The sequence below is a fragment of the Ferribacterium limneticum genome (assembly GCF_020510585.1).
Classification (GTDB): domain Bacteria; phylum Pseudomonadota; class Gammaproteobacteria; order Burkholderiales; family Rhodocyclaceae; genus Azonexus.
The window spans coordinates 2,721,523-2,741,792 of sequence record NZ_CP075190.1; the positions used below are offsets into that span (position 1 = coordinate 2,721,523).

Annotated in this window: 15 protein-coding genes; 7 read left to right on the top strand and 8 right to left on the bottom strand. The window is 55.1% G+C overall.

The features are described from left to right. The first annotated feature begins 123 nt into the window (after window positions 1–123). Both KI613_RS13175 and KI613_RS13180 read left to right on the top strand, forming a co-directional pair. Window positions 124–2,217 carry an ATP-binding protein gene (locus tag KI613_RS13175; RefSeq protein WP_226400200.1) on the top strand — a complete coding sequence of 698 codons (2,094 nt, stop codon included), beginning with the start codon at window positions 124–126 and terminating at the stop codon, window positions 2,215–2,217. Beyond that, window positions 2,214–3,653, top strand: a complete 1,440-nt coding sequence (locus KI613_RS13180; protein ID WP_226400201.1) for a DNA cytosine methyltransferase — start codon at window positions 2,214–2,216, stop codon at window positions 3,651–3,653. Before KI613_RS13175 ends, KI613_RS13180 begins: the two co-directional genes overlap by 4 nt. A gap of 7 nt (window positions 3,654–3,660) precedes the next feature. On the opposite strand, the gene KI613_RS13185 is transcribed toward KI613_RS13180, so the two are convergent. The 3 genes from KI613_RS13185 to KI613_RS13195 all read right to left on the bottom strand — a co-directional run bounded on the left by KI613_RS13185 (window position 3,661) and on the right by KI613_RS13195 (window position 7,092). Continuing rightward, on the bottom strand, window positions 3,661–4,098 hold the full coding sequence (locus KI613_RS13185; RefSeq protein ID WP_226400202.1) for a very short patch repair endonuclease: 438 nt from the start codon (window positions 4,096–4,098) through the stop codon (window positions 3,661–3,663). Between the two features lie 49 nt (window positions 4,099–4,147). Beyond that, the gene (locus KI613_RS13190) at window positions 4,148–6,259 is read right to left on the bottom strand and encodes an ATP-binding protein (RefSeq protein ID WP_226400203.1); all 2,112 of its coding nucleotides are present in this window, start codon (window positions 6,257–6,259) and stop codon (window positions 4,148–4,150) included. Window positions 6,260–6,432: 173 nt separating this feature from the next. After that, window positions 6,433–7,092, bottom strand: a complete 660-nt coding sequence (locus tag KI613_RS13195) for a hypothetical protein (protein WP_226400204.1) — start codon at window positions 7,090–7,092, stop codon at window positions 6,433–6,435. A gap of 480 nt (window positions 7,093–7,572) precedes the next feature. Here KI613_RS13195 and KI613_RS13200 point away from each other — a divergent pair, with 480 nt between their 5' ends. From KI613_RS13200 to KI613_RS13210, 3 genes are read left to right on the top strand one after another with little or no spacing between them, the layout of a single operon-like run. Next, the gene (locus KI613_RS13200) at window positions 7,573–10,224 is read left to right on the top strand and encodes an integrase catalytic domain-containing protein (RefSeq protein WP_226400205.1); all 2,652 of its coding nucleotides are present in this window, start codon (window positions 7,573–7,575) and stop codon (window positions 10,222–10,224) included. Between the two features lies 1 nt (window position 10,225). Continuing rightward, the gene (locus KI613_RS13205; protein WP_226400206.1) at window positions 10,226–11,380 is read left to right on the top strand and encodes an AAA family ATPase; all 1,155 of its coding nucleotides are present in this window, start codon (window positions 10,226–10,228) and stop codon (window positions 11,378–11,380) included. Beyond that, window positions 11,367–12,767, top strand: a complete 1,401-nt coding sequence (locus KI613_RS13210) for a TniQ family protein (RefSeq protein ID WP_226400207.1) — start codon at window positions 11,367–11,369, stop codon at window positions 12,765–12,767. The genes KI613_RS13205 and KI613_RS13210 overlap by 14 nt, the downstream gene beginning before the upstream one ends. 197 nt (window positions 12,768–12,964) lie before the next feature. Here KI613_RS13210 and KI613_RS13215 read toward each other — a convergent pair whose 3' ends face one another. Continuing rightward, window positions 12,965–13,192, bottom strand: coding sequence for a hypothetical protein (locus KI613_RS13215; RefSeq protein WP_226400208.1), 228 nt, complete (start codon window positions 13,190–13,192; stop codon window positions 12,965–12,967). Window positions 13,193–13,203: 11 nt separating this feature from the next. Next, window positions 13,204–13,827, bottom strand: a complete 624-nt coding sequence (locus KI613_RS13220; RefSeq protein ID WP_226400209.1) for a hypothetical protein — start codon at window positions 13,825–13,827, stop codon at window positions 13,204–13,206. 152 nt (window positions 13,828–13,979) lie between these two features. Here KI613_RS13220 and KI613_RS13225 point away from each other — a divergent pair, with 152 nt between their 5' ends. Further along, window positions 13,980–14,222 (top strand): MbcA/ParS/Xre antitoxin family protein, encoded by a 243-nt coding sequence (locus KI613_RS13225; RefSeq protein WP_226400210.1) that lies wholly within the window; start codon window positions 13,980–13,982, stop codon window positions 14,220–14,222. Window positions 14,223–14,434: 212 nt separating this feature from the next. On the opposite strand, the gene KI613_RS21235 is transcribed toward KI613_RS13225, so the two are convergent. Next, the gene (locus tag KI613_RS21235) at window positions 14,435–14,566 is read right to left on the bottom strand and encodes a hypothetical protein (protein WP_264181434.1); all 132 of its coding nucleotides are present in this window, start codon (window positions 14,564–14,566) and stop codon (window positions 14,435–14,437) included. 321 nt (window positions 14,567–14,887) lie between these two features. Here KI613_RS21235 and KI613_RS13230 point away from each other — a divergent pair, with 321 nt between their 5' ends. After that, window positions 14,888–15,304 (top strand): hypothetical protein, encoded by a 417-nt coding sequence (locus KI613_RS13230; RefSeq protein ID WP_226400211.1) that lies wholly within the window; start codon window positions 14,888–14,890, stop codon window positions 15,302–15,304. Between the two features lie 501 nt (window positions 15,305–15,805). On the opposite strand, the gene KI613_RS13235 is transcribed toward KI613_RS13230, so the two are convergent. Beyond that, window positions 15,806–16,087: an integration host factor subunit beta gene (locus KI613_RS13235; protein WP_226400213.1), complete on the bottom strand. Its 282-nt coding sequence runs from the start codon at window positions 16,085–16,087 to the stop codon at window positions 15,806–15,808. A 219-nt stretch (window positions 16,088–16,306) separates the two neighbouring features. Continuing rightward, the gene (locus tag KI613_RS13240; RefSeq protein ID WP_226400215.1) at window positions 16,307–19,663 is read right to left on the bottom strand and encodes an EAL domain-containing protein; all 3,357 of its coding nucleotides are present in this window, start codon (window positions 19,661–19,663) and stop codon (window positions 16,307–16,309) included. Window positions 19,664–20,270: the final 607 nt, after the last annotated feature.

Sequence of the window (20,270 nt, forward strand, 5' to 3'; positions counted from 1 at the left end):
CAGTTAACACCAATGATCGTAGTCCGCTTCTTTCGATGACTATGCAATAATATTGAGTGTGCGGCACGCGCACTCAATAAAAAGGCGGCTACGGAGTATGGCCGCAACAACATGGAGTTGCCAATGGCTACAACCTCTCGCCGCGCCGTACCGGTCGATGGCGGCCACTTGGACAGAGCCGTCAAAACTGCTCCAGCCGGCAAGACATCCCCCTACCATCTACGCATTTCAAGACTCACCGTCGACAAGCTCGGGGTTAAGCTTTACGACAAAGCCAGCGCTGTAGTTGCCGAACTCATAGCCAATGGTTACGACGCAGACGCCGAAACCGTCACTGTTAGCTTGCCTCTAAACATCCAACTGGCCTCCATGGCGGGAGGAAAGCTCCACGACTTAGGCTATGTGATTGACGTTGAAGATGATGGTCATGGAATGACGCCTGAGGAAGCGATTGGCTTCTACTTGCGGGTTGGTGCAGATCGTCGTACCCGTAAGGGCCAGGATGGCAGCCGGTCGCGCAAGAAGAAGCGCCCTGTGATGGGACGCAAAGGCATTGGCAAGCTTGCTCCTTTCGGCATTTGCAGACGTATCGAGGTTTGGTCCGCTGGTGGGGAGAAGACGGAAAAAGGCTACTCAGTCACGCATTTCTTCATGGATTTCGACAAGATCGTCACTGATGAGGACGACTCCGTACCCTTGGAAGTGGGCAGCGAAGACCAAACTTGGAGCAAAAAGTCCGGTACGCGCATTCGGCTTACGTCGTTCCTGTCCAAGCGTGTACCGGAACTTGAAACCTTTCTGCGACAACTCGCCGTCCGCTTTACGTTTGCCAGGCCGGACTTCAAGATTCTCATCGTTAACGCGACCGATGGCGCCGCCGGGCCTGTACAAGTAAACCAGTTGGACATCCCTCTTATGCCGGGGACAAGAATTGATCTGACCAGTCGCCCCGTGGTCGGCGACGACGGTACGATGTTTCCCGTTTCTGGCTGGCTCGGCATGGGCAAAGAAGCGTACAAATACGAAGAAATGATGGGGGTTCGCATCTACGCCCGCGGCAAAATAGTAGGAGTCACGCGCGACTTCAATCAGCCAGCAGGCTTTACTGGGGAGTTTACGATGCGTTCGTACCTGGTGGGCCAAGTCGAAGCGGAATGGCTTGACCTCGACCAAGGCGATGACCTAGTTCGAACCGACCGGCAAGATATTCTTTGGGACTCTGACTATGGGCAGTTGCTTCGACGTTGGGGCGCGGAATTAATCAAAGAGATTGCTCGTAACTCGCGCGAGCCTCGTCGTATACGCGTGCGTGACGAATTCTTGCGTAAGTCGAAAATCGAAGAACGGGCACGGGCACGCTTCGGTGACAGAGAAGTTGCACGCGTGGCAATTGATTTGGCAAAAAAGTTTGGTGGATTCGCTGCAGAAGATGAACTAAACGACGACGTCTACGTCGATGATCTGTCACAGATCATTCTGTCTGTCGCCCCTCATCAGGCGTTAATGGAAGCCTTTCACGAATTCACGAATCAGGTGACGAAGGGCCAAGCTTCGATGGATCAAATGCTCGACATCTTCAATAAAGCGCAAATCGCCGAGCTTGCTTCGTATGCACAGATTGCTGCTCAACGCGTAAGAGTTATCAACGACTTGCAGCAAATCATCGACGTGTCGATGGACGAAAGCCAATTCCAAGCGCTCATCGCCAATGCACCTTGGTTGATTGAACCTTCATGGACGGTAATTACCAAAAATCAGAGTTTAAAGAACTTCAAGCACGCATTTGAGAAGTTCTGGAAGGCGAAGCATGGCACCGATTTGTCCTTGGCAATTGACCACGAAGACAAGCGTCCAGACTTCACTTTGGTCAGCATCGATGGGCTACTGCACATCGTGGAAATCAAAAAGGCGGGGCATACGTTTGACGATGCAGATTTTGATCGGCTCATCAATTACGTTGACGCCTTTGAACAATTTTTTGAAGAAAACAAAGAAACAGTGGTGGAGTTCTATCGGGAATGGAAAATAGACCTCGTTGCTGACGGTCTGAAGCTCAAGAAAAGTGCCAATGCACGTTCGTTTGAAGGCCTTGAAAAAGATAATCGCGTCAAGCGAATGTCTTGGCGTGACTTCCTCTCACGTGCAAAAAAAGTCCACGAACAGTTTCTGGACGTACACGATCTAGGCACTCAAAAGCGGCAAGGCAAACGAGCATGAGCAAACTACGAGCCGTCAGCCTCTTTTCCAATTGCGGCGCTGGAGATGTCGGTTATCGCAACGCTGGCTTTTATTTCGAAGTGATGGCCGAATTAGACCCGCGTCGACTGGACGTTTGTCTTCTCAATCACCCTGGTGCAGAAGGGGTCGCAGGCGACCTTCGCAAGACCTGGACGACCGTGATCAAGAGGTATCGTGTTCGGGCGGGAAGAGCTCGCCCAGCGTTGCTTTGTGCCTGTCCACCTTGCCAAGGAATGAGTTCCGCGCGTTCCGGCTTAGGCAGTCATGACGATGCTGCTGCCGGCTCAAAAGACGAGCGCAATTTACTGGCGACAGTCGTCGCCAATGTGGCGCTGGAGTTAAAACCTTCGTTGATTGTCGTTGAAAACGTTCCGGCGTTCTTTACGCGAAAGGTGCATCATCCAGAAGACAAGAAACCAGTTTCGGCAGCGAACTATTTGATTACTGCGTTGGCAGATGAGTATGTTGCATTCCCGTTGATCGCTGATTTGTGTGATTTTGGTGTTCCACAATCCCGCAATCGTGCCTTCCTGACCTTCGTTCGCAAAGATCTGCCTGGTCTAAAAGAATCGCTCCGTATTGGTCGCGCACCGTTCCCTCGGGCAACCCATGCCCCGGACGTTGGCAACTCCCGACCAATCACACTTTCCGAGGCACTCGAAAGCTTTGCGCTACCTGCTTTGGATGCGGCGACTCCGGAGACAGCATCTGCCAGCGAATATGCTGGATTTCATTCCGTTCCAGTATGGGACGAGCGCATTTACGCGATGGTCGCGGCGATCCCCAAGGCAACCGGGCGCAGTGCTTGGGACAATGACGTTTGCCATCATTGTGGGCCCGTCAAGGTTTTGCCTGAGACTGTAACCTGTCCACTTTGCAGATCCCCGCTCCTTCGCCCCATCGTCAAAGAAGAGGATGGAAGCTATCGTTTAGTTAAAGGATTCAAAAGTAGCTACCGGCGGATGCACAGCAACAAACCGGCAGCTACTGTGACCACGGCCAGTGGTCACATCGGCAGTGACTACACCATTCACCCAACCCAAAACCGCCTGCTCAGCCCTCTCGAATGCTCGCTACTTCAGACGTTTCCCAAGGATTTCAAATGGGGGGACGCGTTGAAGAAGTTGGGGCACACGAACGTGCGAGAAATGATCGGTGAAGCCGTCCCACCAGCTTTCACCAAATTGCATGGTGAAGTGCTCCATGGCATCTTGAAGCGCAAGTGGGAACGTGCGCCCATTGCCTTGAGTGATGAACGATGCCTAAAGGGCTGGGCAAAGCTTGTGGCGGCAGCCAAGAAAGATGATCGCGATGATCCTCGTAGCTACTTTGACCATGGAAAATTGCCCCCATCTGGACGCCCTGCAGTGAACAAGCAGGCGGAACACTCGGCGCCCGTGAAGCCAGGGATGTGATCGAATTTCAACGAACTAGCAGGAAATCACGTAAACGGTTGGCGAGTTGCTCCTGATCTCGCACTTCACACTCCCAGACGATCAGTACGCCCCATCCCAGTTCACGAAGCGCAACAACGTTTTTTGCGTCGCGCATCTGATTTGCTTCGATCTTGATGCGCCATGTTTCCATATTTTTGGTTGGACTCTTTGCGCGCTTGCATCGCTCGTGCCCATGCCAGAAGCAGCCGTGAACCAGAATAATTTTCCGGTGCCCCGGAAGTACGATATCAGGCGAGCCGGGCAAATCCTTGCGATGCAGACGAAATCTATAGCCCATCGCATGCAACAAACGTCGAACCGCCATCTCCGGTGCAGTGTCATGGCGACGAACCGCCTGCATGCGGAGACGGGTGGCTGATGTTACGTCGACGAATACGGGCTTAACTTCATACTTACTTGGCATGTATGCCTCATTGGTTGCAATTACCTATAAGCACACCTTTTGGACATATTCATTCCTTGGGTTTCGGTGTCCCTGATACAGGTTTTAGCCTATTAACGAGTTCACGGAGCAATGGTTCCCGTTCGCTCATTTGTGTGAGGAACTCTTGAACTGCCTGGCCGCCGAGTTCGCAAACCTGCTGAATCCGTGCATCATCACCAACAGGATCCGTTCCGACCAACAACGCCGTAAGAAGATCCATGTGGCCACGTCTTGATCGGAGCAGAACGTCATCCCATTTTTCAAAATCTATGGCTTCTGAACGATGGCTGGAGAGATAAGCTGCGTGACCACCCGATACGAGCAAACCTGACACTTTTGCGCTTTGGAAGCGTGATGCAAGATACAACACGTAAGAATGCAGTTGCTGGTATTCCTCTAGCTCCGCAACATCGCCCGGTCCTTTGAGTTCAACCACGAGTATTTCCCGATCCTCGGCCGTGCCGAAGAAAACGAAGTCAGGCAACGTACGATCAGCTGGAATGGGAGGAAACGGATTACGCTTTGCAATCAACTCGGCCTCGTCTTTGACGATGTTGGCAAGCGATTTCCGATAGACGAAGCGTTCATACTTCGAATGAAGTATCCAGGGAAAATTTTCGATGAGTTGCTGGAGTTGCGTTTCCTGGCCTTTGAGTATGTGCCCATGGAGCTGCGTTAGGGCAAAAACACGCAAAGAGAACGCCACTGCAAGTGACAAGCTCTCTGGTACCAATTCGTCGCTGAGCCTGTTTACTGACGACACGAAGGCTGATGGTTCAAATGTTGTGACTTGAGTCCACAGTTCTTTGATTAATTTTCGAGCAGGCTCGTGCACCCATGCCTTCGCAGCGGCCTCGATGAGGCGAACTTTGGCGTCTTGATCCTTCCCGAGGCGCGGCGTCACATCGCTAATTAAGTCCACCAAATGGCTCTTCTCGGAGGTCCGCAACTTGATGTCTGGGGAGTTGTTCAGAAAACCTTCGATCAGCGCGGTGTCTTCAATTTTTGATATCTCCTTTCTTCGCAGCTCATAGGAACTAATCCATGCAACTACGGACTGAGCCCCCCATGTGTAAAGGGATTCAAGATCTGAGTCTTCCCAATTCACGCTTGTCCGATCAGTGGAGATCGTATCTTGTTGCAACTCGTCAATCCAATCTGCTTCAACAACGGCATACATGTAGCGTGAGAAAATTTCACGTCCTTTGACGCCGAAAAAGAAGGGACGGTCCTGCCCAATCTTACCGTGAGCATAAACACCAACACCGGCCTCCTCTTGTGACCAACTCGCAGCCTTAACGAAGCCAACCCAGAACTTTACCGATCTATTACCTACCGGCGTGGCAATAACGTGTTCCGACATGCCTTGGCTCGGTATCCGAAGCTCCCACTCAGGAAATGCGTCGGTTTCAGTTAGCAAGCCACCATTGACGTGGACATTAAAATCAGATCGAGCCAAAGTGACAGTAAATCGACGCCCGAGCGATTCACGAAGCTGCACAGTCGAAATTGGCTTCCTTATTGTTAGTGAATTTGCATAAATCAACGTTCCAGCACCTGATTTTGCAATGGCTCCTTTGAATTTCTCGAGAATCCCCTGCATGGCAGGCTCTTGAGCAGACGTGACATCGCCAATGGGAATATCATCTGCCAAAACTTTTGGCGTATAAATAGCCGTGGCTGAGGCATCTTGACTTTCAGTCGCCAGCATCGCCGAATAGTCGAATCGGAGCCACATAGCGGCTCCATTGCGAACAGTCACTACATGGACGATTCGCGCAATTCCGAACGGCGCTAACTTGCCGATTCCCTTTCGCCCCATTGGATATCGAGCCCCTGAAGCGCCTGTGGTGGGCGCAGGCCTCGCTTTCGGCTGACCGACCACCAAATAATTGGTGACGAGATCTTGCTTACTCATGCCTCGACCATCGTCGTACACGCTGATGCCTTCTGGCGTACCTTGGGCGGATACGTCTAGATCAATAAAGACATTGGACGCCATTGCATCCCATGAGTTTGATACTAGCTCTGCCAAAACATTCGTGGGTTTGTTCTGATATAGCTTCAGGCCTAGATGTTCGATGACGTTGTGTGCAAACCGGAGAGTCAATGGTTGTGCATCTGAAGCAGGCTGATTCATGTAGTCTCCCTGAACTCTTGGCTAATGCAGGCCCTAAGCGCACCTTAGCAAAATATTTTTGGCATATTGCCTTGAACCATATGGAATAACAATGTTTGAGCTTGATATAAGGGCAAAAAACAAGCCAAGCCACAGCAAATCAAGGGTAATAAAGTTTGTGGTAACCGAGTCAGCTAAACCCTGGCTGACGCCCCGAAGCAATGTGCCGATAGCCTTTGCATGCACTCTCCTAATATTGAGTCCTTCGTCAAGCAGCGAACGTATTCATGTGCCATCTGCATGCAGATTTCGTTCTGACGTTTCAGTTGAGCGCTTTCAGTTTCCCTGAGCACGGCGATCAATGCTGTAAACCCGTCTAGGTCTTCAAACCGAAGGAGCAACTCTCCATCCTTCTTACAGTTCAGTTCACGTGGCCGCCAAAACACACTTGATTCCGTCACATTAGGGAGTATAAACATCGCCCGCATTGGCCGCGGCAAGCTCTCATAGCACCGCCGAATCTCGCTCATCTCCATCGGAGCCTTATCCAACAGGCGCCACAACGGCAGCGTCAGCCACTTCGCCGTCCCCGGATAAACCGCTTCTACCCGGTCGACTAGATTCACTCCCCCATCCGGCCGTAACCCGCTCCGCGGCACCACCTCACCCCGGCGATATTTATTCCAGACGCAGGAGCGCTTAACTTTTTTTTCGGTTTCCGACTCGCTGAATTTCCTCTCTAGTTCACGCGGTGTCAGTCCACTTTCCAACGAAACCGCACGAAACCACGCCTGGACGCGCATCTTGCGAATCTCGGGATCCTCTTTGTACGGGTATATCGCGATCGGATTCATCAATTTCCCGCGCAATGGAAAAGTTGCACAAATTCTCTCACCGAAGGGGAATCTTTGCCTATAGTCAAATTCCGTTCTAGAACTTGACTATGGCTAGAAATTCGAACGTCTTCTGAAAAAATCGTTTTCAGTGACGCCGCAGTGGCGCCACAGGCCGGCTGCGCCGAGGCAGCCAAACGACGAACGAGGAGAGAGACCGAACCCGAAAATCGCGCAATCCGGATTCCTGTTACAAGGACCCAGAAACGGAAACGGCCCGGAGCTTGTCGAGAGCCCGGGCCGCAGATGAAGTGATCTAGTCGCGTAACCAGATGACTTCATTCTAGGCTCGAGAGGCCGTTAGTCAAGCGCCTTTCGCCGTTCCCGCTCCGTCCGAATTTCATCTGCCCGACGACCACCGGCCGTCGGCACAGGGACCGCTTTTCCCCGATTTTCGCAAAGGTCGATTGATTCGTTCCGGATGTTCGAAAGGAAACGATCATGCTGGACACATCTCAACTCGATGCCTACTGCGAACGGCACGGCATCACCCCGAAGGCACGCTTGGTCATCGACCTGGTGCGCGCCTCCGAACCCACCCGCCGGGTGCAGAGCGGCACCCACAACGTGGCTTGCCGATTCTCCAGCCGAAAAATGGGCTCGGTCATCCAGGCGGAGAGCCACAAGAACGAATTGCCGGCAGTCATTGGCTGGGAACACGACAAGCAGACCTACGAGTTTTACGACCAACCGCCCAAGGTGAAGCTGCGCTATAGCGGCCGCAACGGGAAGCCTATCAGCCATCTGGCGACGCCTGACTTCTTCCTGCTTCAGGAAGGTTTTGCCGGCTGGGTCGAATGCAAGACAGAGGAATGGCTGCAAACCCGGGCAGCCGAAGGATCAACCCTCTACGTCCGGGACGGCACCCAGGGCTGGCGCTGCCCGGCCGGCGAGGAATACGCGGCCTCAGTCGATCTCGGATTCCGGGTTCGGTCTTCGTCGGCCACGCACTGGATAACGATCCGCAATCTGGAGTTCCTGGCTGACTACCTGGACGAGCGTTGCCCGATGCCGTCGCCGGAAGCAATACAACGCGTCCGGGATGCAATGGTCGGACAGGCCTGGGTCGTGCTGAAGTGTCTGCTGGATGCGCTTCCGGTCGACGACGCCGATGCCATCTACAAGATGATCGCCGATGGCGTTCTCTACACCCGACTGGAAAAGGATCTCCTCACCGAACCGGAACGTGCCATCGTTTTCCGCGACAAGGTATCTGCCGATGCTTACGGCCTGCACCTCGCCTCGCAAACCGAGACGACGCTGCCGTCGCTACGGACCCTGACCATTGCCGCCGGCCAGTCACTGCTGTGGGATGGCCGTGCCTGGCGAATTCTGAACGTCGGCGACCAGGACGTGTTCCTTGAGGATGAAGAGCGGGTCATCACCAGCATTGGCCTGAAGATTTTCGAGCAGATGGTCAAGGATGGCGTGATCACCGGTATCCCTGTCGGCGCCACATTGGAGCGCGACAAAGCCGAGGAAATCGTTCGCCGGGCGAGCCCAGAAGACCTCGAACACGCGATGTATCGATACCGTTGCCTATTCCCCGAGCGATCCGAGGGCGTGCCGGCCGAGTCGTGCGACCGCGCCCAGCGCAAGTGGCGAGCTCTCTACAAGCGCGGCCAGGAACTGTATGGCTCAGGGTTGCTCGGTCTGATTCCCAAGATCAGCCAGCGCGGAAATCGCGAGCGTCGCCTCGACGAGGCCGTCATCAAGATCATGGACGATGTGATCGACGAACACTATGCCGTGGTGGATGGTTGGTCGATCACTGCATGCTCAGGGGAAGTCACCAATCGTTGCAATGAGCACGGATTGCTGCCACCGAGCGAAGTTGCACTCCGCGAGCAGATCAAACGGCGTCGCCAGCACGACCTGGTCGTCATCCGCGAAGGCGAGAAGGCCGCCTACAGCGATTCCGAGTTCTACTGGCGCATCGATGGGGCAACGCCACGCCACGGTGAGCGGCCTTTCGAGATCGGCCATACCGACCATACTGAACTCGATCTCCAGTTCCGGGGCAGCCGCAATGGCAAAAAAATGGGCAAGGCTTGGCTGTCCGTGCTCATCGACGCCTGGAGCCGTATGATCCTGGCCTGGGTCATCATGTTCGATGCGCCAAGCTACCGCACCTGCATGGCGCTGATCCGATCCTGCATCGAACGCCACGGCCGCGTCCCAAAAACCATCGTCGTCGACAAGGGACCCGAGTTCCAGAGCATCTACTTCGAAACGCTGTTGGCGCGGCTCGAGTGCCACAAGAAAACGCGTCCCGGCAGCAAGCCACGCTTCGGCAGCATCAACGAGCGCTTCTTCGGCATGAACAATGAACAGTTCGTGCATTGCCTGCGTGGCAATAACGTTGCCCTGCAGAAGCCACGGTCGATGTCGAAGTCGCACGATCCTCGGGAACTGTCGGTCTGGACCTTGCCGGATTTCCGGGAAGCCTTCGACGGTTATCTCGATCAGGTCTACGGCGAAATGGAACACTCGGCGATCGGCATGTCGCCGAAGGCAGCGATTGCTATCGGCCTTGCTCAGTCAGGCTTGCGTCGGCACACCCTAATCCCCAACACCCGCGACCTGTTGATCCTGTGCCTGCCATCGACGCCTCAGGGAACCGCCAAGATCGATCCCAGCCGCGGCGTGAAGATCGGCTACATCTATTACTGGTGCCCTGCGTTCCGCGCCCCGAAACTCGCCCGTACAGACGTTCCCGTCCGCTATAACCCGAACGACAAATCGATGGCCATGGTCTGGCTCAAGGACCATTGGGAAACCTGCCAATCGGAGTACGCCGACACCTTCCGCGGTCGCACCGAGAAGGAAATCGAGGTCATCACGCAGGAGATCACAGCGCAGAACAAACTCACCGGGAAGCGTCGCACGATCAACGCGTCGCTGATCGCCAAATACCTGAGTGAAACGCGCGTCACCGAAAAGCTCCTACAGCAGCGCCTGCGCGACCAGGAAACCCACTTCACCCCATTGGCCGAGTCAGGCCTCTCTGCCAGCGAACCAACCCGTTCCGACCTAGATGCGCTGGAAGAATCCATCTGGGGCGACCTTGAAAACCACGTCTTTGGAGATTGACATGAAAAACGTTCATACCCGTCCATTCCCGATCGAACTGCTCAACGCCACCGCCGAAAAGCGTGTCGAATATTTCCGCAAATGCAGGATCGCCCATCCCAACCTGACACGCAGTTTCGAGCAGGCCATGTCGGCGATCAACAGCGCCTGCGGCCCGAAGGTCGTGCTCGTCACCGGCCCAACCGGCGCCGGCAAGACTACCTTGGCCCGCATGATCTACAAGGCTCTGGTTCATCAGTATCGCGACCTGATCGCCCAGGATCCCGGCGCCGTACCGGTCGCCGGCTTCAATGCCATCCCGCCCAACGGGAGTTCGTTCAACTGGAAGGACTTCTACATCCGGCTTCTGGAACGGCACGGCGACGTTCTCATCAACCGGAAGATGCTCCTGCCACGTCAGCACGATCTCTTCGAAGGGATGTCGGCGCCACTGCCGATCGAGCGCTCGACGACAGAGGCGCTACGCCGCGCCTCTGAGAAAACGCTGCAGAACCGCAAGACCAAGGTTCTGATCATCGACGAAGGGCACCATATCCTGATGGTCAACGATCCCAAGCGCCTCGAATTCCAATTCGAGGCACTGAAGTCGCTGACCATTGAATCCAACGTAGTGATCGTTCTGGTCGGCACCTACAAGTTGCTGGCCATTCGCGATCAGAGTGGGCAGTTGGTCCGCCGTAGCGAGATCGTTCACTTTCCGCGCTATCGCTTGCAAACCCTCGAGGAGCGCGACGATTTCGCCCATACCCTCGAACAACTCGTTCTCCAATTGCCGCTACCAAAGGCACCAGTTATTACCAAAGAAGAGGCTAAATACTATTTTGTTAAATCCGGCGGAAGCATTGGTATTCTCAAGGATTGGCTGTCGCGCTGCCTGGAACACGCCATCCTTCGTGGCATGGATACTTTCGATATGGCATTTGCCAATAAATTCGCGCTCTCGAACAAGAGCTTGATCACTATCCTCGACGAAGCGATCGAAGGCGAGATCGCACTTGAGGATGCCAATGTAAATGAAGTCAAGGCGCTGCTGTACCGCGTAGCTTCCCGCACAAAATCCTTGCCGGCCGAGAAACGAGTGCCGAAACATACAACCAAGGTCGGGGAGCGAAAGCCGGTTCGGGACAAGACGGGGCACGATCATGAAAAAAAGTGACTTGAACCACTTCCCAGAATTAAGCGCACCCCTGTCGTACGATGGACTGCCTGCGCGGAGCCGGCTGTATGCCCTGGCGCCAATCGGTTTGAACACCGCCCGGACGGAAGGACTGCTTTCCTATCTGGTTCGTCTGGCCGGGGCGCACTCAGTCAATCCGCGCCGGCTTATCCGGACGGAGTTCATCGCCGTGCAACCGGAGATCGCCCACCTGAACCGCCTATCCTTTTTCCGAAACAACGCCAGAACCGTCAACGGCCTAGGGGCATATGCCCGAAAAATCTGCGACGCAACCAGCGCGCTTACCGGAGTAGCCGATCTTCGCTATTCGACCCTGCTTCCGCTCCAAAACCTGCTGCCAAGCATCTGCGAGGGGCTACTCTCGCGCCACCTCAAGTGGTGTCCGAGTTGTTTTGCCGGCATGACAAAATCTGGAGACGAGCCCTATCGCCCCTTGATCTGGTCGTTCCTTCATTATCGCTACTGCAGCGTCCACCGGCAGCTGCTCATGGAGCGTTGTCCTGATTGCGGGAAGTTTCAGGATTTCATTCCCCAGTATCCCAGCGTTAGCCATTGCAGCCACTGTGGAAGCTGGCTCGGTCACGATACGAACCAGGATCGACCTTCGGCGGACGATTTGTGGGTATCCGCCGCGATCGAGGACATCGTGCTCAACCTCCGAAGCCTGGAGAAAACTGCGACACTGGACAACTTGCTTCAGACTGCCGGGATAGCAGCCCAGCGGAATACGTCCGGGAAGCGACGAGCGCTCTGCCGAACAATCGGGATAGAGCGTTCGGCCATCGGACATTGGCTCGCCGGCCATCGACCATCCATACACCGATGGCTTGCCCTCGCATACGCGTTGGATACCCAGCCAAGTTCCCTATTGCTGCATCCATATCAAGACATTGAGCCCCCCCTGGAGGGGTTGCGTAAGGCGCCAAACTTCCTTTGCATTCACCGACCCAAAGTAGCAATGTCGGAGATTGAGCGGAAACAAATAGAGGATGTGCTCCGTGAAATTGCCGACGCCTCGAACGACCATCACAGCCTGTCTAGCATCGCCAAACGCTTTAATTGGGATGCCGCTGGCCTGAGGCGCCTCGCACCGGAGGCATGCAATGTGATCCGCGACAAGTACGTTCTCCACCGAAAGCTTGCCGGCGAACGGAACCACGCGAATCACCGTGAAACGCTGCTTCGGATCTTCGACGAACTTGTCCAAAGCGGCGAGTATCCCGGCGGGCAAAGATTAAAGAGAATGCTCACCCAGAAAAGGATGGTGCTGATTCCGCGATATCTAAAATCGGCATATTCCGAGGCACTACGGGAATGGATGAGAGGCAAAGCGGAGCCGGCCCCGAAAATTCGGACAGTCGGATAGGTGATAGCCAGGGTCAACCGATGGCCGCATAGCGACCGAGAAGAGGAGCAAGAAAATGACAAGAAGGAAGAGGCGGAACCACTCGGCTATCAACCGACCTTCCCCCATTGTTGCATAACCATCTTGACCGTAAATGCTGCCAATTCATGGTCGTTCTCAACCAAAGAACGCAAGGCTAGCCCCTTTGCAACAAGGAATCATCTGTCAAGTTCTGCGAGCTTCCTCCCATCCTCAATCAACTCTCGAAGCCGATCCCATTCAATAAGAACACCCGATATTTCAGTATTGAAGGCGACCTCAAAGACCCCAGCCTCTGAGAACCCCGCGTCGAGAATTGCCTTTTCACCCACCAGTAATTCGAACACCGCGTATTCCCGATTGATATCCGTTGTCTTTCTCCAGCGATAGCTCTTGGGCATCAACATACTTGCACTCCTCACGGGTTAATAAAGCCGATGAAGCCTCCATCTGCTCCCCACCTCGCACCGAACCCTCCAGGAATCTGAATCTGCGTCACAGTTCCATATCTACCAAGCGACGGAGTCGTCGTAACGCCGTTACGCATGATGTTCTTGAGCGCATCATGTGCTGTGTCATTGATAGCGCTATCCGTTCGCAATGACTGTCGGAGGGTATCTTTCGTCTCCCCAACGAGTTCTGGATGTTTGGTCAAAGCCCGCCCCGCATTCGAGAGTTCGGAATTCTTGAACGGCTCAACAGCAGCCTTGAACAGAGGGTTTTGGTTACCCAATCCCTTTGCCACCAGCACCTCCGTCAAATCCCGAGACGCCTCACCGGCCAAGGACTTGATGATATCGCCAACCGCAAATATACCCTTAACGCCACCTAATAGCACATCCTCGACCGGCGTGGTAACGCCCTCCAGCCCCGGCTCCGGCCGCGAGGCGTCGAAGGGCTGGTAACCAGCCGGCTTGGACATCCCAGGGGTATTGGCCGTCATGCTCAGGCGTGGCGCCACGCCGCGGATCGCGTCGTAGCCCTGCGAAGTCGCACTGTAATAACTGGCCAGCGCCGCGCCACAGCCGCCATTGCACGCCATCAGACGCTGAACGGCAGGTGATCGCCAGATTGCTGTCTGACACCGACCGATGGGCCAACGGCCGGAATGGCTGATCTTCAGACTTAAGGGCGTTGGAATGTTAAACGAAGGTGGTAGGCTCTCAGCTTATTGTTCAGCGCATGGAGGGGACATTGGCTAAAAAGCACAGTAATCGCGCCCAAGCTGAGGCAGACCTTCTGCGATTGGTTGAGAAAGTAATTCAGGAATCTGGAGACGTCGAGAGTTTCAACGCGAATGCCTGGCTAAAAAGATGGTTGGCTGCGCCCAACCCCGCATTGAACTCCGCTACCCCAAATAGCTATTTGGGCACCAAAGAAGGTAGAAGCCTGGTTGCTGGCCTTCTTGAGAAAATGCAGTCAGGGGCATTTGCTTAGCCGGTGTTAATGCTGATTGGCTCAACCTCCACTTATACGGATGTCCGTAGCGAATTTGTAGCAGACTGAATCAGTTCAAACATTGCATTCCCCGTACTTTGAAGAGCAACAACCTGTTAGCTCTCGCCAGTGGGCAATTGAGAAACTGAAATGGTTGGCGTGCTGAATGTCAGCCGAAGCTGGGCGATGCCTTGCCCTGTTCAGGCATGGGGCTACCGGACCTGCTCTTTGGTCAGCGACTCTGTAACCTCGACGAGCAACCGCCAGACGGCGATTGCCGGCGCGAAATACCCCTTCGGGGTCTCCTTCGCTCCCTTGATGAAGCCTTGAACGAATTCATTCATGGTTCGTCATCTCCTTGATAGTTTTGCGGGTTGAAGAATTCGACTGGCAACCGAACAAGACCGTATCTGCCTGCAGTATGAAATCTTCGACAAACTGTATCAAGCCCGCCAAGTACGAGCCATTCAGGTGTGTTGTGTTTTTCAATTGCCGCAGTACTTTCGTATGCTACCAACTGCAGACTCAAGTCCTTGAAATCTGCCGGATATGAACCCATATAACGAAGCGATTCACCACTATGTTCGTTACCCAACAGATCAGAATGGCAACCGTATTACCATCATGGTAAGACTCTTCCCGTAATACCTTCTTTGCGACTTGTAATGATCTACGATTCCATCTGGAAACCCGCAGGTGTTTATAAAAAGCTATCAGGTTTTGTAACTGCTATCGATTTCATTCGGGCTGCCGTTGAAGTTCAGTCCGATCAGCGTTTTGAAGATGTGCGCTATATCGTCAAGGATTTATCCGAGGTTACTGGACATACACTCACCCCAGAGTCCATGACTGATCTTGCTGTAATCCATTGTGGTTTTCAGTCTATCAATCCAAATTGTCGGATCGTGTTTGTCTGCCTCGACGAAAATCTAGCCAATGTCATTAAGAGCACTCTGACATCCCAAAAACTTGCATCGTATCCGGTTGAAGTTATGGGAACTGTTTCAGAAGCCAAGGATTGGCTTGGCCGCCAATTTGATTTACAAAGTACAGGACTAGTTAAGAGGCTAGTAAGGTATTAGTGACCAGAATAGTTCTGAGTTACTTCACCCCAACGTCGGCAAACAGCGGTGAATCGGCCATTCGACTTAGGACCCGCCACCGACAGCTCTGCACCGAGTACTCATTTGCGGGTGTAGGAAGCTGCCCTTCTGGTGGCGTGGCGACTCAACGTCGGCAAGCCATTCGTGCTTTGCGTGCGGCATCCACGATCATAAGTGTGCGGTTACCTTTATTTTTCATCCCAGACTATGGCAATGTCTGATTCAGCCAAGGGCCGCCGCGGAATATATTCAGAACAGGTTGCAGGATGATCTACCGCCCTGTATTCCAAGTGCGCGCTACAAGCGACTACCGCCGCGTCGTCGTGTAATTCGAAAGCATGATCGCAATCGATACAGACTGGCTCGGGTTTCTGCATTCTCCATCCCCCACTAACTTTGTTTACTGACTGGCCCGACAGCTTTCGGATACCGGAAATTCATGAAACGGGTATCAAGTAATGAGCGCACTGATTGTATCGATCACGCGGCATTGACCAGTTCTCGCAGTTCCTTCCCTGGCTTGAAATGTGGCGCCCATTTCTCCGGAATGTTGACTTGTTCGCCAGTCCTTGGATTTCTGCCAATGCGCGGCGGCCGGTAATTCAGGCTGAAACTCCCGAAGCCGCGAATCTCGACGCGGCCACCACGGCTGATCGCACTCCCTAGCGCACCAAGAATTTCCGCAACGGAAAGTTCGGCATCCTTCAGGACGAGTTGCGGGAAACGCTGGCTAAGTGATGCAATCAGTTCTGATCGGGTCATGATTCAGTAGCTAGTCGACTATTTCGAAGTCCGGGCTTAAGCCAAGAGGGAAAACATTTTGAATGCTAGTGGCGGTGGATTCGCGTGATATTGGTCACGATTTCGCACAATATTTTTTGCAAACAGCGTCATTTAAGCTGTTGATCGTTTGCAATATTTCTTGGCGCCAGTGACACCTTTGGGGCATCGCTTTTCCGCTCGATCGTCTATCAACACAAACTATTCGATTCCCGGACGGCTAAAATTCGCAACCCAGCGCTGAAATTCTTCGGCGGGCATCGGCCTAGCGATGAAATAACCTTGCGCAATGTCGCAGCCCAAGTCTGAGAGCTGTTCCCAGTGCTCCCGCGTTTCCACGCCTTCGGCCACCGTCTTGCGGCCCAGGTCGTGTACCAGATCGATGGTCGATCGCACGATCATGGCGGAGTCCCGGTTGTCGGACATGGCGGCAACGAATGATTGGTCAATCTTGATGTAGTCGACCGGGAGTTTTTGCAGGTAACTCAGCGACGAGTAACCTGTGCCGAAGTCATCCACGTAGAGGGGGATGCCTTCGCTGCGCAAGGCGTGCAGAACACGCAACGCGTACTCTGCATCCTCCATGACGGCGCTCTCGGTAATCTCCACCTCCAGTAAGCCGCGGCTTACGCCTCGCTCGGACTGCCAGTGATGGAACTTGTCGAACAGGTGTTCGTCGCGGAAATTGCGCGTCGAAAGATTGATGGCGATCGGTAAGGCACAGTTATTTGCCTGCCAGTCTCGCAGTAGGTCGAGCACGGTGACGATCAGCCATTCCGTCAGCGGCTTGATCAGCCCCGTCTGTTCCGCCAGGCCGATGAACAGAGCCGGTGGTAGCAGACCGCGGCGCGGGTGCTGCCAGCGTACCAGGGCCTCCGAGCCGCATACCTGTCCGCTCGCAAAGCTGACTTTAGGTTGCAGATAGACCCTCAGTTGGCCGCCGTCGATGGCCCGGCGAAGCTCGCCAGCCAGGTTTAATCGCTCGACCTGATCTTGATATTGGGCAGGCTCGAAGAGACACCGGTTCACGCCTCGCGATTTGGCCTGATAGAGAGCCTTGCCCATCCGGCGCAGCAATTCCTGGGCAGTCGATCCGTGGGCGGGGTACAGTGCGATGCCGGTTTTGGCGGTGACCTCGAGCTCGATATCGGCAACTTGGAACGGGCGGGCCAGGCCCAGTTCCAAGCTGTCAGCAACGGCCATTGCCGCAGCAGCATCTTGGGCCGGTGCCAGGACGCCAAATTCATCACCACGCAGTCGGGCGACGACGGCGGAGGCAGGAGCGCTTTCGCGCAAGCGTTGCCCAAAGTCGCACACGATCTGATCGCCGTGGACGGAGCCAAGCACGTCGTTGATCTCGCCGAGACGTTCGATGTTGAGCTGCAGCGCAACCAAGGGCACCTTGGGCGATGAACTGTCTTCAACGGCAGCGACGAGGGCTTCCGTGAACTCGACGACGTTGGGAAGACCGGTGAGTGCGTCGTGGCGCATCATGTGGTGCATCGCCGCCTGGACGCGCTCCTGTTCCGCCCGGGTGCGCAAGGTGGCAAGCCCGAAGGCCAGATCGTCGGCGGATTCCGTCAGCAGCGCGATCTCGTCATCATCGAACGAATCGGGTTCAGGATCATAGATGGACAAGGCGCCGATGGTTTCCCCGCCGACGCGCAAAGGACAGGACAAGCCGGACGTCGCGCCATGGAGTTTGTCCTGCCAGGGGGCATAGTTTGGATCGGATCGCATGTTGCGAACCAGGCGGACTTCCCCGTGGCGGATGGCGGCTGACGTCACGCCTTGGCCCAGCGCGCTATCAGTCAGGCTCAGACCAAACAGGCGGAGAGCCGCCATCCCGCCTGGGTAGCCGGATTCAGCCATGGGACGCAAGGCCGGGTCGGCATTTTCGCCGCGATACCAGACGACGGCCATGCCGTAGCCGCCGGCGGTGACGATGGCGTGACACATGCTTTCCAGCAGGCTCTGCTCCTCGTTGGCGCGCAACATGGTGCGATTCCCCGCACTCAAGGTACGCAGGGCGCGACTGACGTGCTCCAGTTCCCGAACGCGCTGTTCGAGCTCGCTGTTGAGCGTCTGGATACGTTCTTCGAAGTGCTTGCGTTCGGTGATATCCGTACCCAGTACGTAGTAACCCGCAATTGTTCCGTCGGCGTTGTACTTGGGCATGTAGCGAATGGTTTGCCAGACCCCGGGAAAGGGTTGCCAGTCGTAGCCTTGGGCCTGGCCTGCCAGCACCTTGCTGATCAGCGGGCAGGCCACGGCATAGCGCTCTTCACCAAGAATTTCCTCGACCGTGCAGCCTGTGATGTCCTCGCAACCGGGCGCGAAGCGCGCACGGTACTGGTCGTTGACGTAGACATAGCGCCGCTCTGCATTGACAAAGGCAATCAGGGCCGGTACGGCACTGATCACGCTATGCAGGTGGTCTTCACTTTCCTGCAATCGCGCGGTGCGCTCCCGTACATCAGCTTCCAGCAGGGCGTTTTGTTCGTGAATAATGCGTTCGGCCTTGCGTTCGGTGGAGACGTCGCGGAAGACAAGCACCACGCCGCGCAACCTCCCCTGGGTGTCCCGGATCGGGGCGGCGCTGTCGGCGATGGGATGCTCGGTGCCGTCACGCGCGATCAGCGCGGTGTGGTTGGCAAGGCCCTGGGTTTCCCCTGTGGACAGTACCTTGGCGACCGGTACTTCGGCAGGCTCGCGGGTCCGTTCGCTGATAATGCGGAACACCTCGTCCACCGGGCGCCCCTGCGCCAGGGAGATCGGCCAACCGGAGAGTTGCTCGGCGACCGGATTCATGCGTGTAATGCACCCCGCGGTGTCGGTTGCCATCACCGCATCACCGATCGAGTGCAGGGTGGTGGACAGGTTTTCCTCGCTGTCGGCCAGTGCGCGTTGGCTGGCTTCGGTCTCGCGCAGTTGTTGGCGGATCAAGGCATAGGTCGCACTGAGCAGGGCGGCCAGCAACGCCGCCACCAAGGTACCGGCAACCACCAGCATCCGGCGCGCCTGCGCATACCCTGCTTCGCGCTCGGTCAGCAGTCGCCGCTCCTCCGCATCCATCTCGCTGAGCAACTCGTAGGTGCGGGTTCGCGTGGCACGCAGCGGTACGGTGGCCACGTAGGCATTGGCGGCATCCTGACCCTGGGTCTTGCGCAGGATTTCGATCTGCCGCGAGATGGCCAGGCGCTGATTCATGATCTCACGCAACTCTACCCAGCGTTGTTGTTGGCGGGCGTTGTCGACCGTCAACTGCCGGATATGCTCCAGTGTGCTTTCTCGTTCCGCAATGGCTGCGTTGCGTTCGACGAGATTAGCCGGATCGCCGGTCAATCGGAAGTTTTGGGTCGTCAGCTCGATCTGCAGCGTGTAGCCGCGAGTACGAGCTAGATTGTTGAGTACCGCATGGGTGTGCTCGACCGTCTGCGCCGCGCTAGCGGCGTCGTCCGCCACTTTCCAAGTCATCGTTGCCAAGGCGATCACCACCAGCATTGCTGCAATGAATGCGACGAGTACCTTGGTTTCGAAACGACGCTGCAGTGTCATGAGACTTTCCGTTTTGCGCAATGGGACAGCCGGATCGCAAAAATAGCTTCAATCCGTGTACTGGACCGACCAGGAGATTTGCTTCGTGAGGCAACAACGGTTATCTGTTCGGTCAAGGATGCTTGACACCGGACCCCTGAGCGCGGGCTGGCAGTTGCCGGAAGCAACCCGGACTGCACCCGGCGGCCCGCCAACCTATCCGGTACGAAGTTGAATGATCGGATGCACCCACATTTTCTCTCCTCATCAAATAAGCTGCACGGTGGCGCATGGAGGCCTGGTTTCAAGGAAGAAAGGGGGAAGTACATGCCATTGCCGTTACAGTAGGTCTGACTAAGAGTGTATTCCAAATCGTAAGTTGCAATGACAAGTGGAAAGTTGTGGAGCCGCACCTTTGATCTGGCAGTGTTGCCTTTATCCACAAATTTGGGCACCGGTCACGGCCGTCCTGGGGCAACTCTGCACAACGAAAGTTGAGGCGGCTAGGCACAACTTTTGGCCGAGAAGTTGCAGGTCAACCTGATTAGGGTAAATGAGCAAGGTTTTGGCATTCCAGTCGCTCGGACTGAGACGGCCATCTCTCTATTGGTGGCCCAGGTTTCTCGGC